Source organism: Exiguobacterium sp. s160 (assembly GCF_018617575.1).
Taxonomy (GTDB): Bacteria; Bacillota; Bacilli; order Exiguobacteriales; family Exiguobacteriaceae; genus Exiguobacterium; species Exiguobacterium aestuarii_A.
This window is the reverse complement of the sequence record NZ_JACSKK010000002.1, coordinates 139,096-153,195: the sequence shown is the minus strand read 5'-3', so window position 1 is coordinate 153,195 and position 14,100 is coordinate 139,096. Positions and strand designations below refer to the sequence as shown.

General features: G+C 38.6%; 14 protein-coding genes. 11 read left to right on the top strand and 3 right to left on the bottom strand.

Going from position 1 to position 14,100, the window contains the following annotated elements; all coding sequences use genetic code 11:
- Positions 1-11 precede the first annotated feature (11 nt).
- Positions 12-1,028 carry a UDP-glucose 4-epimerase GalE gene (gene galE, locus KNO86_RS06620; protein WP_214694348.1) on the bottom strand — a complete coding sequence of 339 codons (1,017 nt, stop codon included), beginning with the start codon at positions 1,026-1,028 and terminating at the stop codon, positions 12-14.
- 13 nt (positions 1,029-1,041) lie between these two features.
- The gene (locus KNO86_RS06615) at positions 1,042-2,286 is read right to left on the bottom strand and encodes a hypothetical protein (RefSeq protein WP_214694347.1); all 1,245 of its coding nucleotides are present in this window, start codon (positions 2,284-2,286) and stop codon (positions 1,042-1,044) included.
- 196 nt (positions 2,287-2,482) lie between these two features.
- On the opposite strand from KNO86_RS06615, the gene KNO86_RS06610 reads away from it, so the two are divergent.
- The 11 genes from KNO86_RS06610 (at position 2,483) to KNO86_RS06560 (ending at position 13,058) form a co-directional block, all read left to right on the top strand.
- Positions 2,483-3,205, top strand: a complete 723-nt coding sequence (locus KNO86_RS06610) for a YveK family protein (RefSeq protein WP_214694345.1) — start codon at positions 2,483-2,485, stop codon at positions 3,203-3,205.
- Positions 3,198-3,914, top strand: a complete 717-nt coding sequence (locus KNO86_RS06605; RefSeq protein WP_214694343.1) for a CpsD/CapB family tyrosine-protein kinase — start codon at positions 3,198-3,200, stop codon at positions 3,912-3,914. The genes KNO86_RS06610 and KNO86_RS06605 overlap by 8 nt, the downstream gene beginning before the upstream one ends.
- Before the next feature lie 15 nt (positions 3,915-3,929).
- Positions 3,930-4,697, top strand: a complete 768-nt coding sequence (locus KNO86_RS06600) for a tyrosine-protein phosphatase (RefSeq protein ID WP_214694342.1) — start codon at positions 3,930-3,932, stop codon at positions 4,695-4,697.
- Positions 4,698-4,909: 212 nt separating this feature from the next.
- Complete coding sequence (galU, locus tag KNO86_RS06595; RefSeq protein ID WP_214694332.1) at positions 4,910-5,794, top strand: UTP--glucose-1-phosphate uridylyltransferase GalU; 885 nt, start codon at positions 4,910-4,912, stop codon at positions 5,792-5,794.
- Between the two features lie 52 nt (positions 5,795-5,846).
- A complete protein-coding gene (locus KNO86_RS06590) occupies positions 5,847-6,521 on the top strand; it encodes a sugar transferase (protein WP_214694331.1) in 675 nt (224 codons plus the stop codon).
- Positions 6,522-6,527: 6 nt separating this feature from the next.
- Entirely contained in the window at positions 6,528-7,541 is a 1,014-nt protein-coding gene (locus tag KNO86_RS06585) for a glycosyltransferase family 4 protein (RefSeq protein WP_214694329.1), read from the top strand.
- A gap of 31 nt (positions 7,542-7,572) precedes the next feature.
- Positions 7,573-9,084 (top strand): murein biosynthesis integral membrane protein MurJ, encoded by a 1,512-nt coding sequence (gene murJ / locus KNO86_RS06580; RefSeq protein WP_214694327.1) that lies wholly within the window; start codon positions 7,573-7,575, stop codon positions 9,082-9,084.
- A gap of 435 nt (positions 9,085-9,519) precedes the next feature.
- Positions 9,520-10,314: a hypothetical protein gene (locus tag KNO86_RS06575; protein ID WP_214694321.1), complete on the top strand. Its 795-nt coding sequence runs from the start codon at positions 9,520-9,522 to the stop codon at positions 10,312-10,314.
- Complete coding sequence (locus KNO86_RS06570; RefSeq protein ID WP_214694319.1) at positions 10,304-11,095, top strand: glycosyltransferase; 792 nt, start codon at positions 10,304-10,306, stop codon at positions 11,093-11,095. Before KNO86_RS06575 ends, KNO86_RS06570 begins: the two co-directional genes overlap by 11 nt.
- Position 11,096: 1 nt before the next feature.
- A complete protein-coding gene (locus KNO86_RS06565) occupies positions 11,097-11,861 on the top strand; it encodes a glycosyltransferase family 2 protein (RefSeq protein ID WP_251126947.1) in 765 nt (254 codons plus the stop codon).
- Between the two features lie 30 nt (positions 11,862-11,891).
- Positions 11,892-13,058, top strand: coding sequence for a nucleotide sugar dehydrogenase (locus tag KNO86_RS06560; protein ID WP_214694317.1), 1,167 nt, complete (start codon positions 11,892-11,894; stop codon positions 13,056-13,058).
- A 116-nt stretch (positions 13,059-13,174) separates the two neighbouring features.
- Here the strand turns inward: KNO86_RS06560 and KNO86_RS06555 are convergent, their stop codons facing one another.
- The gene (locus KNO86_RS06555; protein WP_214694315.1) at positions 13,175-14,095 is read right to left on the bottom strand and encodes a tyrosine-type recombinase/integrase; all 921 of its coding nucleotides are present in this window, start codon (positions 14,093-14,095) and stop codon (positions 13,175-13,177) included.
- Positions 14,096-14,100 lie beyond the last annotated feature (5 nt).

The window sequence follows — 14,100 nt, the reverse complement described above, 5'->3', positions numbered from 1 at the left end:
AGCTGATTTTTTTAGTTATATCCGTTTGGGTTGTTCGACTGCCAGTTCCAGGCGTCGCGGCACATGTCGCGAATGTCATGCTTCGCTTCGAAGCCGAGCATCTGTTTCGACTTCGTCGGGTCGGCAAAACATGTGGCGATGTCACCAGGACGACGATCCGTCACGTTGTACGGCACCGTCTTGCCACTCTCTTGTTCGAACGCACGGACAAGGTCAAGAACACTATAGCCTGTCCCTGTTCCGAGGTTGAACGCCTCGACACCTTTCTGGTCCATGATGTAGTCGAGCGCCTGCAAATGACCTGATGCGAGGTCGACGACGTGAATATAGTCTCGTACGCCTGTTCCGTCCGGTGTGTCATAGTCGTCACCGAAGACGCTCAGTTCGTTCAACTTGCCGACAGCGACTTGCGTAATATACGGCATGAGGTTGTTCGGCACGTCGAACGGGTCTTCGCCGATCTGACCGGATGGATGTGCCCCGATCGGGTTGAAGTAGCGAAGGAGGGCGATGCTCCATTCTGAGTCGGCGACGGCGACATCACGTAAGATGTCCTCGATCATGAGCTTCGATCGGCCATACGGGTTCGTCGCGCTGAGCGGGAACGACTCGTCGATCGGTGTCCGTTCCGGCATCCCATACACGGTCGCCGACGAACTGAAGACGATCCGTTTCACATCGAATGCCTGCATGACTTCTAACAGGACGGTCGTGCCGACGACGTTGTTTTCGTAATAGCGGAGCGGTTCTCTCACCGACTCACCGACAGCTTTCAGCCCTGCGAAGTGGATGACGGCATCGATCGTATGTGTCAAGAAAATCTGTTCGAGTAATGCTCGGTCGAGGATGTCACCGAGATAGAAGGTGACTTCTTTTCCGGTCATCGCCTCGACCCGGTTCAATGCCTCGCGGCTACTGTTTGATAAGTTGTCGAGTACGATCACCTCGTGCCCGGCTTCAAGTAATTGGATGACAGTATGCGTACCGATATAGCCGGCACCACCCGTCACAAGAATCGTTTGAGTCATATGGAATACTCCTTTATTTGTCTAATTTCGTCAGACGAACGCGCGTCGAGTCGTCTTCGCCGATGAAGAGGCGTAGTGAGTAAGTGTCACTTTCATAGACAACACCATCCTCTGTCTCGTACGTCGGTTCACCGAGCTCGAGGAACGTCTCTTTCGTCTGATCCGTGTTCGACCAGTCGATTGCCTCGACTTGCTCGTTCTTCATCGTGAAGAAGAGACCACGGTAGACGAGATACTCATGTAGGGCGTCTGAGTCGAAGCCACTTGCGGCACCAATATTTCCGACCAATTCATTCTCGTTCATCCCGAAGTAAGCTTCCGGCGACTCGTCAAATAACGTCTGATTGACGGAAGTCGACAACCAGTCCAATACGTCAGCATCACTGATGGAGGCAGCCGACCATTCGGTGACGACTTCATCGCGTGACACCCAACCCGTCAACTCATTCAGACCAAGGTCGAGTAGGAGGGCATCGTCGCGTTCTTCGATGACGTCATAACGGTCCCCGATGTCGGCGACGTAGACGACATTTTCGCTATCCGGTTCACTGAGGAGCGGGGCATTTTTGACGCCAATCCACACTTCTTCCATTGCCTTCGTTTCGGCGACCGGTTCAGCTTCTGGTGTGACGGGTTCTTCGGTAGCAGTCGGTGTCGATGATGATGTGATGAGGTCAGATACCATCGGATAAGCCGCATACCCACCGACGGATAAAAGAATGATGGCGAGTAGTCCGATTAACCAACCACGACTTTTCTTTCGACGTGGACGAGCCGGTTTGATTTCACGATGAGATTTCATACGCTCCGTCCGTGAAGGGATCGTCGACTCCGGGACGTAACGTGGTTTCATCGTTGTTGCTTCAGTGGATGTTTCGGTTTCCGGTTCTGTCGTTTCTTCGGGAGACGGTTCAACCACCGCCTTAGGGACGACCGGTTCGGCAACGCGTTGTGGTGTTGGCTTTACAGCTTGTGGGACGATTGCTTCCGAGTGAAGCATCTCACTCTTCTCGAGAAGAGCGACGTAATAGGTCAAAAGGTCTACGTCCGTCTTCCCTTCTTTCAACCAGTTCGAAAAGTCCGCACCAGATTTTTCTTCAACAGAGAGCGAATCGTTTATCTCTCCAGTCAGTTCATGATAAGAGGCGGCAAGTGATTTGCCGTCTGCTAAATTTGTCTCAATACGTTGCTGGACGATGTCTCGTGTCTGTCGGTCGAGTGTGGCGTACAGCTGGAGTAGGCGCTCACTTACATGCACTAGGGGGTCTCCTCCTTTGTTAAGTTCTTCCTTTCAAAGTTTAGCAGATTTACATGTCAAAAAACCCATTTTTTTAAAAACGGGTCATCAACCGATGAAAATTTTGCTATACTGTTTTGGTATTGTCATTTTAAATATTATCTGCGGGAATTTTCCAGCAGTGAATTTACCGGCACAAAGGAGAGAAGGACGGAATATGAACGAAGAAACGATTTCCCTCGGAGAATTATTCTCCATCTTGAAGCGGAGCAAGTGGCTCATCGCTAGTTTAACCATCATGGCGGCACTCATTGCCTTTTTAGTGAGCTCATTTGTGATCAGCCCGACGTATGAGGCGTCGACGCAAGTGCTCGTCGCACCAAAAGAATCACAAAACAACATGATTGACAGCAGTCAAATCCAATCGTCGGTCACACTCGTCAACACGTATCGTGTCATCATTCAAAGTCCTGCCATTCTCGAGCAAGTGCAAGAAAATGTTGTCGGGGCACCTGAGAACATCAGTAATTTGATCTCGGTGAATAGTGAACAAAACTCACAAGTTATCAACATCGCCGTCCAACATACGAACCCGGTCATCGCGACAGATATCGCCAATGAGATTGGGCGTGTCTTCTCGAAAGAAGTACCTGAACTCATGAGCGTCGACAATGTCAAGGTGTTATCGGATGCGAACGTCCCGATGCTTCCGGTCAAACCGAACATTTTACTCAATACAGCGATTGCAGCCGTACTCGGAATGATGATTGGTGTCGCGATCGCGTTCCTTAAAGTCGTCCTCGATCGTCGCATCAAGACAGAACAAGATGTCGAGACGATTCTCGAGCTTCCGGTTCTCGGGTCCATCCCGGTCATCGATCGTGTCGAGATGCAGCAACAACGTCAAGCGAAGGTGAAGGGGGAAGAGGTCCGTGTTTAAGTTTGGAAAAAAGAAATCAAAACATATTCAGTACGATAAGACAGGTCGTGACTTGATCACGGTCTATAAACCGAAGTCGCCAATCTCGGAGCAGTATCGGACGATCCGAACGAACCTCGAGTTCACCGCAGTGGATGACGAGTTACAGACAGTTGCGATTACATCCTCGTCGTCAGGCGAAGGGAAGTCGACGACTGCGTCCAACTTGGCCGTCGTCTATGCCCAACAAGGCAAACGCGTCTTATTGATGGACTGTGACATGCGCCGTCCGACGGCTCACTTCACGTTCCGTCTTTCGAACGGGATTGGGCTCTCGACCGTCCTTGCGAAGAAGACGACACTTGATAAAGCGATCCACTCGACGCAAGTCGAAAACTTGGAACTGATGGCAGCGGGGCCAATCCCGCCGAACCCGTCTGAGTTACTCTCGTCGAAAATGATGGACCGTACACTCGAAGAGTTGAAACAGCATTATGACGTCATCATCTTGGACGCACCACCGATGATGCAAGTCGCAGACACACGCCTGTTGGCACGCAAAGTAGACGGCGTCGTCCTCGTCGTTGGTTGTGACAAGTCAGACCGTCAGATGGTCGTCAAAGCGAAAGAGCAATTGGTCCTTGCAGATGCCCACATCCTCGGAGTCGTTCTCAACAAGCGCGAGCCACAAGGCAGCGACGATTACTACTATTACTACGCGTACGAATAAAAGGAGAATCACGTCATGATTGATATCCATTGTCATCTTCTCCCGGCCGTCGATGACGGTCCGGGAACGGTCGAACAAACAATCGAGATGGCGAGACGCGCCGTAGAGGAAGGGGTGACCGCAATCGTGGTCACCCCCCACGCGTTTCACCCTCAATTCGAGACAGAAGACTTGAACGTCCAAGAAGCCACCGCAACACTTCAAAACGTCTTGCATCAAGAAGGAATCAAGCTCGACATTTATCCAGGTCAAGAGATTCGCGTGTTCGGTGATCTCGTTCAAGCACTTGAAGACGGGGAAGCCCTCTCACTCGCTGGCTCACGCTACGTCCTCGTCGAGTTTCCGAGCGATACGGTCCCGGCGTATGCCGAGCAATTATTCTTCCGATTACAGGCAGAAGGCTATACACCGGTCATCGCTCACCCAGAACGAAATAAAGAACTCACAACGAATCCGAAACGATTGATGGACTTTGTCTCATCAGGTGCCTTGTCGCAAGTGACGACGAGCAGCTTAAAGGGAGAGTTCGGTCAAAATGTGAAGGAGATTGCGTTTGTCTTTTTACGTAATGGCTTGAGCCAACTTGTCGCCTCGGATGCCCATAGTATAGGACGTCGTACGTTTTACTGGGAAGCCGCAAGACAAGCGGTGACGGAAGAACTAGGAGCGGGACGTTGGGAGACGTTGATGGAGAACGCAGAAGCGGTCCTAAAAGATGAATTTGTTTTCGTTGATCCACCGATTTTACCGACGAAGAACTGGCGAGGGAAATGGAAGAAGTAATTCCCCTATTTTTACATAATATGTTGACAATTAATGACTATTATGATTTTTGTCGACACTTGTCGAACGAAAATAGGTTTTAATTCCCTTACCTTGGTTTTTTCATTAGGTCAAAAGTGTTAACCTTAGAATATATTTTTGTAAGGATGTTAAATGCATCCTTTTTTCTATGATTATCTAAATCATACAGATTCATTCATGGGAGGGGCATCATGGTACATAAACAAGTGAAAAAGGCAGTCATCCCGGCAGCGGGTCTTGGCACACGTTTCTTACCGGCGACAAAGGCGATGCCAAAAGAGATGTTACCCATCGTCGATAAGCCGACCATCCAATACATTATTGAAGAAGCAGTCGCTTCGGGGATTGAAGATATTTTAATCGTCACGGGGAAAGGTAAGCGAGCGATTGAGGATCACTTTGATTCAGTACCTGAACTCGAACAAACGCTTATTGAAAAAGGGAAATCAGAATTTTTGGCGCTCGTCGAAGAGACGACAAATATTAACATCCATTTCATTCGTCAATCAAAGCCGATGGGACTCGGTCATGCCGTGCTTCAGGCGAAAGCGTTTGTCGGGGAAGAGCCGTTTGTGGTCATGCTTGGAGACGATATCGTTCAGGCGGAAGTACCTTGTACGCGCCAATTGATTGAGCAGTATGAAAAGACAGCGAGTTCGATTATTGGTGTTCAACCCGTAACAAGTGATGTCACGCATCGTTATGGGATTGTGGACCCTCAAGAATCGTTAGAAAGTGGTTTACATAAAGTGGCTTCTTTCGTTGAAAAACCTGCACCTGGGACGGAACCATCAAATTTGGCGATTCTCGGACGCTATCTATTCACGCCTCAAATCTTCAAATACTTGGAGACACAGGAGGCCGGGACGGGTGGCGAGATTCAGCTGACGGATGCGATTACTCGATTGAATGAGAAGCAACGTGTATTCGCTTATGAATTTGACGGCAAACGCTATGACGTCGGTGAAAAATTAGGATTTATTCAAACAACACTTGAATTTGCTTTACAGAGAGAAGAACTAAGAGATGAAATTTTGAATTTAATGGAAAGAATATTGGATAAAGTAGAATCATAATAGCTTTATATTTTAATATATTTAATTAATTTATGTGTAGAGGAGATTGAGAATGTCTATAGTTAGAACAGATAATGAATTTAATAATTTTTACGAAGAGTATGCGGTTTCTACTCAAAATATTTATGAAAAAGGAAATAATTATAACGTCTATGAGCAAGTGTTTTTCAGAGCTTTTGATATTTTATTTGCTATACTAGCGTTCATAGTCTCGGTACCAATTATGCTAGTTACAATTCTTTTGATTAGATTAGAGAGTCCAGGTTCTGCATTTTATGTACAAAAAAGAGTTGGATTAAATGGTAACTACTTCAACATGTATAAATTCCGTTCGATGCACATAAATGCTGAAATTGATGGACCGCAATGGGCTAAAAAAGATGATAATCGTGTTACTAAAGTTGGGAAAATTATTAGAAAAATGAGAATTGATGAATTACCTCAACTATTAAATGTTTTAGTAGGAGATATGAGTTTGATTGGACCTAGACCAGAAAGACCGAACTTTACTGCTGAATTTAATAATGACATTCCGGATTTTGTTCTTAGACTCTCCGTAAAACCTGGATTGACCGGTTGGGCACAAGTAAATGGGGGTTATGAAATTACTCCCCATGACAAATTATTATTAGATCTGTATTACGTGAAACACAAATCTTTAAAATTAGACATCTTGATAATAATAAAAACTATCAAAGTTATTTTTACTGGTGAAGGAGCAAGGTGATTTATTATGCAAAACAAGTGCAATTTGAAAGTTTTGTATATCGGTGATTTTTTGAAAAAGAATGGACCTAGTTGGGTTGATATTTCCCTAACGAATGAATTGGAAAAAATAAATGGATTGATACTGAGTAAAGTTCAAATCAATTTTAAATTTGATGATTATTTAAATAATATCTCTTCAAATGATATCGTTCATATTTCTGGTATTTCTTTCAAAGGACTCTGTTATATGATTGTTGCAAAAATACTTAAGAAAAAAACATCTATGACTTCTCATGGAAGCTTAAAAGTGACGAAAAAGATAGTCAAGGTTAAAAAATATAGAGAAATTATGGAAAGTTCAATTTTTTTATTCAGTGATTTAATAGTAGGGGTATCAGAAAAATATGCGGCTCTATTAAAAAGTAGTTATCCTAAACGTCAACATAAAATAAAGGCAATCAATAATGGGATAGAGATTCAAAATAATATCCAAGTCATGGAAGCTGAGATAAGTAATAATGAGAAATTTATTATTACTTTTGGAGGCGGAAGATCTGATAAAGGTGTTCTTGGTGTATGTGAAGCGATTGAAGAGTTAAACAAAAAAAGAGAGCAAAGGAACAAGGAGTATAAGCTAATTGTTATTGGAGAAGATGGTCCATTTACAGATAAGATTAAAGAATATCCTTTTGTTCAATATAAAGGGTTTGTAAATAAAAAGACTGTTCAAGACTATATTTTAGTTTCCGGTTTATATATTCAAAATAGTTGGTTAGAAACATTTTGTATGTCCGCATTAGAGGCTCTTCATTTGGAGAAATCTGTAATTTTGTCAAAAAACGTATTTCTCCCAATACATCTAAACTCAGAAAGATACTTTGACTATAATAATAAGACCATGATCAGAAATAAAATTGAAAAATTCTATGAGGTTAAAGATGAAAACGTAGATTTAACTAAATTGAATTGGAAAATTAGCGCAAATAAATATCTATCAGAGTGGTCTAAACTTAAAAATAGTGATAGAAATGAGAAATAAAACAATTATCAACAAATAGAATGGATATATTATGAAACAAACTATAATAATTATTTTTTGTGTAACATTGATATCAAAAGTTTTAGGTTTTTTTAGAGATATAGTATTGGCATTTAGCTTTGGGGCATCTACCACTAGTGATATATATTTAATTTCTTTGACTATTCCGGAAGTATTGTTTGCTTTTGTAGCTGTAGGTATTTCAACGAGCTATATACCAATAATAAACTTAATTGAAAATAAACATGGTGAGAAAAGAGTAATTGAGTTTACGAATAGTTTAATCAATTCGCTTATAGTTATTGCTACAATTATTATTATGCTTACTGTTATTTTTACCGAACAGATTATCATTGTTTTTGCATCTGGTTTTCAAGGTGCCGTACTTGAAACCGCAATTTTATATACAAGAATTACTGTCATAAGTATATATTTTAGTGGCGTAATATATGTATATAAAAGCCTACTTCAATTTAAAAATATACATGTAATATCGGCATCATTAGGAATACCATTAAATATTATTATTATCTTTTCGATATTAGGTGCTAGTAAATTCGATGAGATATATCTACCATTTGGATTTGTATTAGCTGTTTTACTTCAACTTATTATATTATCGATATTTGTATATAAAAATAAGTACTATTATCAACCTAAAGTGAATTTTAGAGATAAGTATTTAAAACGCATGATGTTTTTATCATTGCCTATAATTATGGGACTTTCAATTAATCAAATTAATATACTTGTAGATCGAACACTTGCTTCTCAAATAGTAGAAGGTGGAATTGCGGCCTTAAATTATGCTAATAAATTAAATGTTTTTGTTCAGGGAATTTTTATAATTACTATATCGAATTTAATTTATCCTTCGATTTCCAAGATGGCACTTAAAAAAAATTTTATTGGTTTCAATAAAGTTATTAACGATTCAATATCAAATGTCTTGATTATTTTGGCGCCGTCGACTGTAATATTTATGCTCTTTTCTTATGAAATTATTGAATTACTATTTGGATACGGTGCTTTTGATGAAAAAGCAATCATCTTAACTTCAGAAGCATTATTTTATTATTCCTTAGGAATGATTGGATTTGGTTTAAGAGAAGTATTATCTAGAGGATTTTATGCTTTTGAAGATACAAAAACACCTATGAAAAATGCTGCCATTTCAGTTGCAATTAATATTTTGTTGAACTTTGTATTATCTAAGTATATGGGATTAAATGGACTAGCATTAGCAACTAGTATTTCTGCTTCTATCGGAACTATCTTGCTATATTTTAGCTTTAAAAAAAGCTATAGTGATGGTTCTGGAAAAGTTATAAAAATAATTTTTAAGCCGATAATAGGATCGATAGTGATGGGTATTAGTTGTAATTTTATAAATAAGATATTATTGTTCTATGTCAATTCTTTTATTGCATTGCTAATTTCAATATCAATGGGATTAGGTATTTACTTACTTTCTTTATGGGTGATGAATGTCCCACAAGTAACAAATTTCATCAGAAGTTTGAAACAAAAAAATAAATATTGATAATGCTAATAGTGAATGAGAGAAAATTGAGGTGATAGTTTGAAAACGTATTACGAGGACATAGATTTTTTTCATATAATTCTATATCCATTTTATTTAATATTAGTATATTGGTTGTTGATGTTATTATCAAATAAACTATTATTAAAAGATACTTTTACTAAATATTACTACATTGTATTGGTTTTACTTTACTCTAGTATTCTTTTATTTGATTTATACTTAAATTTCATTCCTTTTTTCCCAGACACCTTGCTGTACACGGGATTTATAGAGAATAGTTACAACTCATTTACTAAGCTTCCACTTGAATTGATTAGTTTTAAGTATTTCTCTTATATATTTTCTTGGGTTTCTATTAATAATAGTTTTTTATATTTGACATTTAACTTATTTATTAATCAAATAGCGATAATTATATATTGGAAAGCATGGATGGAATACAAAAGTAATACCATCAAAAAATCCGAACAAAGAGTTTTTTTGATAATTTCGTTTTTCTACCCATTGTCCATTTTATACTCTTTAGTTCCCTTAAGAGAATCTTATTTTGTATTTGCATTTAGTGTATTTTTATACGGTTTTATACAGAAAAAACCTTCAGTAATATTGTTAATTGGGTTAGTCTTAGTGTTTTTATTTAGGAGAGAAGTATTTGCATTATCAGTACTATTGGTGTTTTTGAAGTATATTTTTGCTAAAGACAATTCGATAAATTCAAAAAAATTTTTACTAAGTGTTTGTATTCTTCCTGTAATAGTTTTTATTGGAGATTTAATATCTACAAAGTTACTAAACATCAGTATTTCTCCAGCTTCTTTAAGTAGTTTTAGAAATTACCAACAGATCACGTATATGGACTCAGGTATGACTTATCCAACTGTAAATTGGGATACATGGTTAGATTTATTAATAGACTTACCTGGTATACTTGTGCAATTTATTTATGCGCCGTTACCAATCATTGTCCATACAGATTTTTATTCTAGTATAGCGTATTTGATTGACGCAATATTTATGCTGATATTAACGCTGACATTAATAATAATTTGGAGGAGAAATGATAGGAATAGTCTTTGGTGGATAGTTATTTGTATATTTTTGATTGTTAGTTCTTTGTTTGAATACTATTTGTTAGGAGCTATTCGACATAGATACTTTATAACTATTATGTTGTTTCCTATAATTGCAGAAGGTTTTGTTCGGAAAGGAAGAAATTATGTTAGTTGAAGTGTTAATGTCTACTATGGATAAAAAGGATATAAAAGAAATTGATTTTAAAAAAAAGAATATAAATTCCGATGTTTTGATTATTAATCAATATAATAATATGGAATCTGTTTCTTTAAATAATAATGTTAGAATGCTAAATTTTCCTGAAAAAGGGCTATCTAAAAGTAGAAACAGAGCTATAGAGAACGCCGTAGGAGAAATTTGTATAATATCCGATGATGATGTTGTTTATGTTGAAAATTTTAGTGAAATAGTGAGTGAAGCTTTTGCCAATAACGATGCCGATGTGATTACTTTCCAAGTTATTACTCCTTGTGGAGAAAAATATAAAAAATATGCAGATAAATCGTTTGCTCATACTAACAAATCAATTTTAAAAGTGTCCTCCATTGAAATAGCATTTAATAGAAAGAGAATAAATAAAGCTGGAATTAAGTTTAATGAGAATTTTGGTTTAGGAGCAAAATTCTCATCAGGAGAAGAAAATCTGTTTTTGCGAGATTGTATAAAAAAGGGTCTCGCAATTAAATATGTTCCTTTACCAATAGTAATTCATAAAAAAGAAAGTTCAGGAACTTTGAATAATGATCAGATATTTATTTCGAAAGGTGCTCTTTTTAAAGAACTATTTGGATGGAGAAGTTATTTTGTAAATATTTTATTTGCTATTTTAAAGTACTCTGAATATAAAAAGATTTTTAGTTTGCGAAAAGCTCTTTATCTACTTTTTAAAGGTAATTTAATTTATAGTGGAAATTTTAATTTTTGGAGGGGCTAAGTTGGAATTTAGTGATAAGGTGTCAATTATAACTCCTGTTTATAATTCTGAAAAATTCATTAAAGAAATGATCAGTTCGGTTCAGAATCAATCATTTGAGAATTGGGAATTAATCATTATTGATGATTGTTCAAATGATAATTCTTCAAATATAATTTTAGAGCTTCAGTCAAAAGATGATAGGATTCTATATCATAGGCTTATAAAAAATTCAGGTGCTGCTATTGCTAGAAATACAGGATTAGAATTAGCGAAAGGAAGATTCATAGCTTTTTTGGATAGCGATGACTTATGGGAAGATAACAAATTAGAAGTTCAAATTAGTTATATGAAACAAAATAATATTGGATTCTCATTTTCAGCCTATTCTACGATTTCAGAAACAGGGGAACTATCATCAAAAAATGTAAATGTACCTTTAGTTATGGACTACTCTAAACTACTGAAAAATACAATAATTGGATGTTTGACGGTGGTTATAGATCGTACAAAAATTGGTGATTTTAGAATGCCTAATGTCAGAGCTGGGCAAGACACCGCTACTTGGTTAGCTATTTTAAAAAAAGGTCATAAAGCATATGGAATACAGGAATCGTTAGCAAAATATCGTATTGTTAAAGGGTCTTTGTCGGGCAATAACTTAAGTTCTTTAAAAAGAACCTGGAATGTATATAAGAATATTGAAAAGCTTCCTATACATAAGTTGATTTTTTATTATTGTTTCTATATTCTAAATGCTACTTATAAGAGGATGTTTAAATATTGAAAGTTAAAGATTTTTAGTAAGGAGATAATCATGAAAATCACAGTAGTTGGTACAGGGTATGTAGGTCTTTCCATGGCCGTATTACTTGCACAAAATAATGAAGTCGTAGCATTGGATATTATTAAAGAAAAAGTTGACATGATTAATGCAAAACGGTCACCAATCGTTGATTCAAAAATTCAAGACTTTCTTCAAAATAGAAAGTTGAGCTTAAATGCAACTATAGATAATCTGATGGCAATCAAAGATGCCGAATATGTTGTTATTGCAACACCAACAGACTATGATCCGGTTCTTAACTATTTCAACACCCGAACAGTTGAGAGTGTAATAGCAACAGTTTTAGCGATTAATCCAGACGCCATTATGGTAATAAAATCGACTGTACCTGTAGGCTATACGGAGGAAGTCAAAGCGAAGTTTGATACTGAAAATATCATCTTCTCTCCAGAGTTCTTGCGTGAAGGTCAAGCGTTACATGACAATCTCTATCCCTCACGTATTGTGGTTGGTGAGCAGTCAGAGCGTGCTGAAGTCTTTGCAAACTTATTAAAAGACGCTGCAATTAAAGAAGATATTGAAGTACTGTTAACTGACTCGACTGAAGCAGAAGCGATTAAGTTATTCTCGAACACCTATTTGGCTATGCGCGTTGCATTCTTTAATGAATTGGATACTTATGCTGAAGTTCGAGGTTTGAATTCGAAACAAATTATCGAGGGCGTTGGTCTTGATCCACGAATTGGTTCTCACTACAATAATCCTTCGTTTGGTTATGGTGGGTATTGTTTACCGAAAGATACGAAGCAACTTCTTGCTAACTACGAAGATGTGCCAAACAACATCATTGGTGCAATTGTTGATGCGAACCGTACACGTAAAGATTTTGTGGCAGAATCAATTTTGAAACAAAATCCAAAACGTGTTGGAGTCTATCGTTTGACGATGAAAACAGATTCGGACAATTTCCGTGCGTCTTCAATCCAAGGGATTATGAAGCGTATTAAGGCGAAAGGTGTCGAAGTTGTTGTATATGAACCTGTGTTAAAAGATGACACGTTCTACAATTCGCCAGTCATCAATGATTTTGAGCAATTTAAAGAAACTGCGGATGTTATTGTCACTAATCGATTGCATCCTGAACTTGAAGATGTTGCTGATAAAGTGTACACACGTGACCTATATAGTCGTGATTAAATAAAGCAGTATGCAGAGCAGTTTGATCAACTGCCCTGCATTTTTTAAAAACAAAATTGGACTAACTAACTATTTTAATATATCGGAGATCATAGACCTACTAAATAACTTAAAGGTCATTTCTGTTTCTTCAAAACCTTATCCACGTCACGATTTTTCTTGTTCAACACTTCAATCGTTTCTTGATTTTGTTCTTTCGAAATGTGCAGATACAACTCGGTCGTCTCGGTCGAAGCATGACCGAGTAATCGGCTGATCTTTGTGATTTTGACATCGGCGTTATAAAGCTCCGTTGCGAAGCTGTGACGGAGGACATGGCTCGTGATTCCGAAGCCGAGCTGTTCCTCTGATACTTTCAGGAGATATTCATTCACATAGTTCGCGCGGACTTTTGAGCCGTTCGGCATGATAAACAAGTATCGCGAGTCCTTGTCTGATTTTGGCCGCTCGACCTGAATATAGCGCTCCAACGATTTACGGATCCGTTCGGTCATCGGCACTTCCCGCATTTTATTCCCTTTCCCGTGTCGAATGATGATGTCGTTCGACTCAAACGATACATCCTCGAGTTTTAAATCTAACGTCTCACTGATTCGGAAACCAGCATCGCAGCCGATCAAAAAGATGTTATACAATGTCGCATTGTGTGCATGATGTAGCAGCAAATTCACTTGTTCTCGGCTTAAAATGATGGATTGTCGTTTTGCTTCGGCACCGGGTACATTGACGAGTACGAACGGATTACGTGTGATCCATCCTCGTTTGACCGAGTAGGACATGAACGACTTGAGTACACTCACATATTTTTTAATCGTGTTGAACGCTAGCTCTTCGTCTACAAGTTTGTCTCGATAAGGGAACGCGTGGTCAGTTTCATCCACGTCTTTCAGATACACCACATTCGACTGCTGCATCATCTGCTCGAATCGACGTAACGTGTTCCGATACGTCTTCACCGTCTCGGGTGAACGTTGTTGCCGCATCTCTACATCTTCCAAGTAATTTGTAATGGCGTCTTTGATTTGAATTGGGTTCATTATTA

Coding starts and splice junctions, on each gene's coding strand:
- KNO86_RS06590 (WP_214694331.1), top strand. CDS start 5,847: ATGTCTATAGTTAGAACAGATAATGAATTTAATAATTTTTACGAAGAG.
- KNO86_RS06555 (WP_214694315.1), bottom strand. CDS start 14,095: ATGAACCCAATTCAAATCAAAGACGCCATTACAAATTACTTGGAAGAT.
- murJ (WP_214694327.1), top strand. CDS start 7,573: ATGAAACAAACTATAATAATTATTTTTTGTGTAACATTGATATCAAAA.
- KNO86_RS06610 (WP_214694345.1), top strand. CDS start 2,483: ATGAACGAAGAAACGATTTCCCTCGGAGAATTATTCTCCATCTTGAAG.
- KNO86_RS06575 (WP_214694321.1), top strand. CDS start 9,520: ATGGAATACAAAAGTAATACCATCAAAAAATCCGAACAAAGAGTTTTT.
- KNO86_RS06600 (WP_214694342.1), top strand. CDS start 3,930: ATGATTGATATCCATTGTCATCTTCTCCCGGCCGTCGATGACGGTCCG.
- galE (WP_214694348.1), bottom strand. CDS start 1,028: ATGACTCAAACGATTCTTGTGACGGGTGGTGCCGGCTATATCGGTACG.
- KNO86_RS06560 (WP_214694317.1), top strand. CDS start 11,892: ATGAAAATCACAGTAGTTGGTACAGGGTATGTAGGTCTTTCCATGGCC.
- KNO86_RS06570 (WP_214694319.1), top strand. CDS start 10,304: ATGTTAGTTGAAGTGTTAATGTCTACTATGGATAAAAAGGATATAAAA.
- KNO86_RS06585 (WP_214694329.1), top strand. CDS start 6,528: ATGCAAAACAAGTGCAATTTGAAAGTTTTGTATATCGGTGATTTTTTG.
- galU (WP_214694332.1), top strand. CDS start 4,910: ATGGTACATAAACAAGTGAAAAAGGCAGTCATCCCGGCAGCGGGTCTT.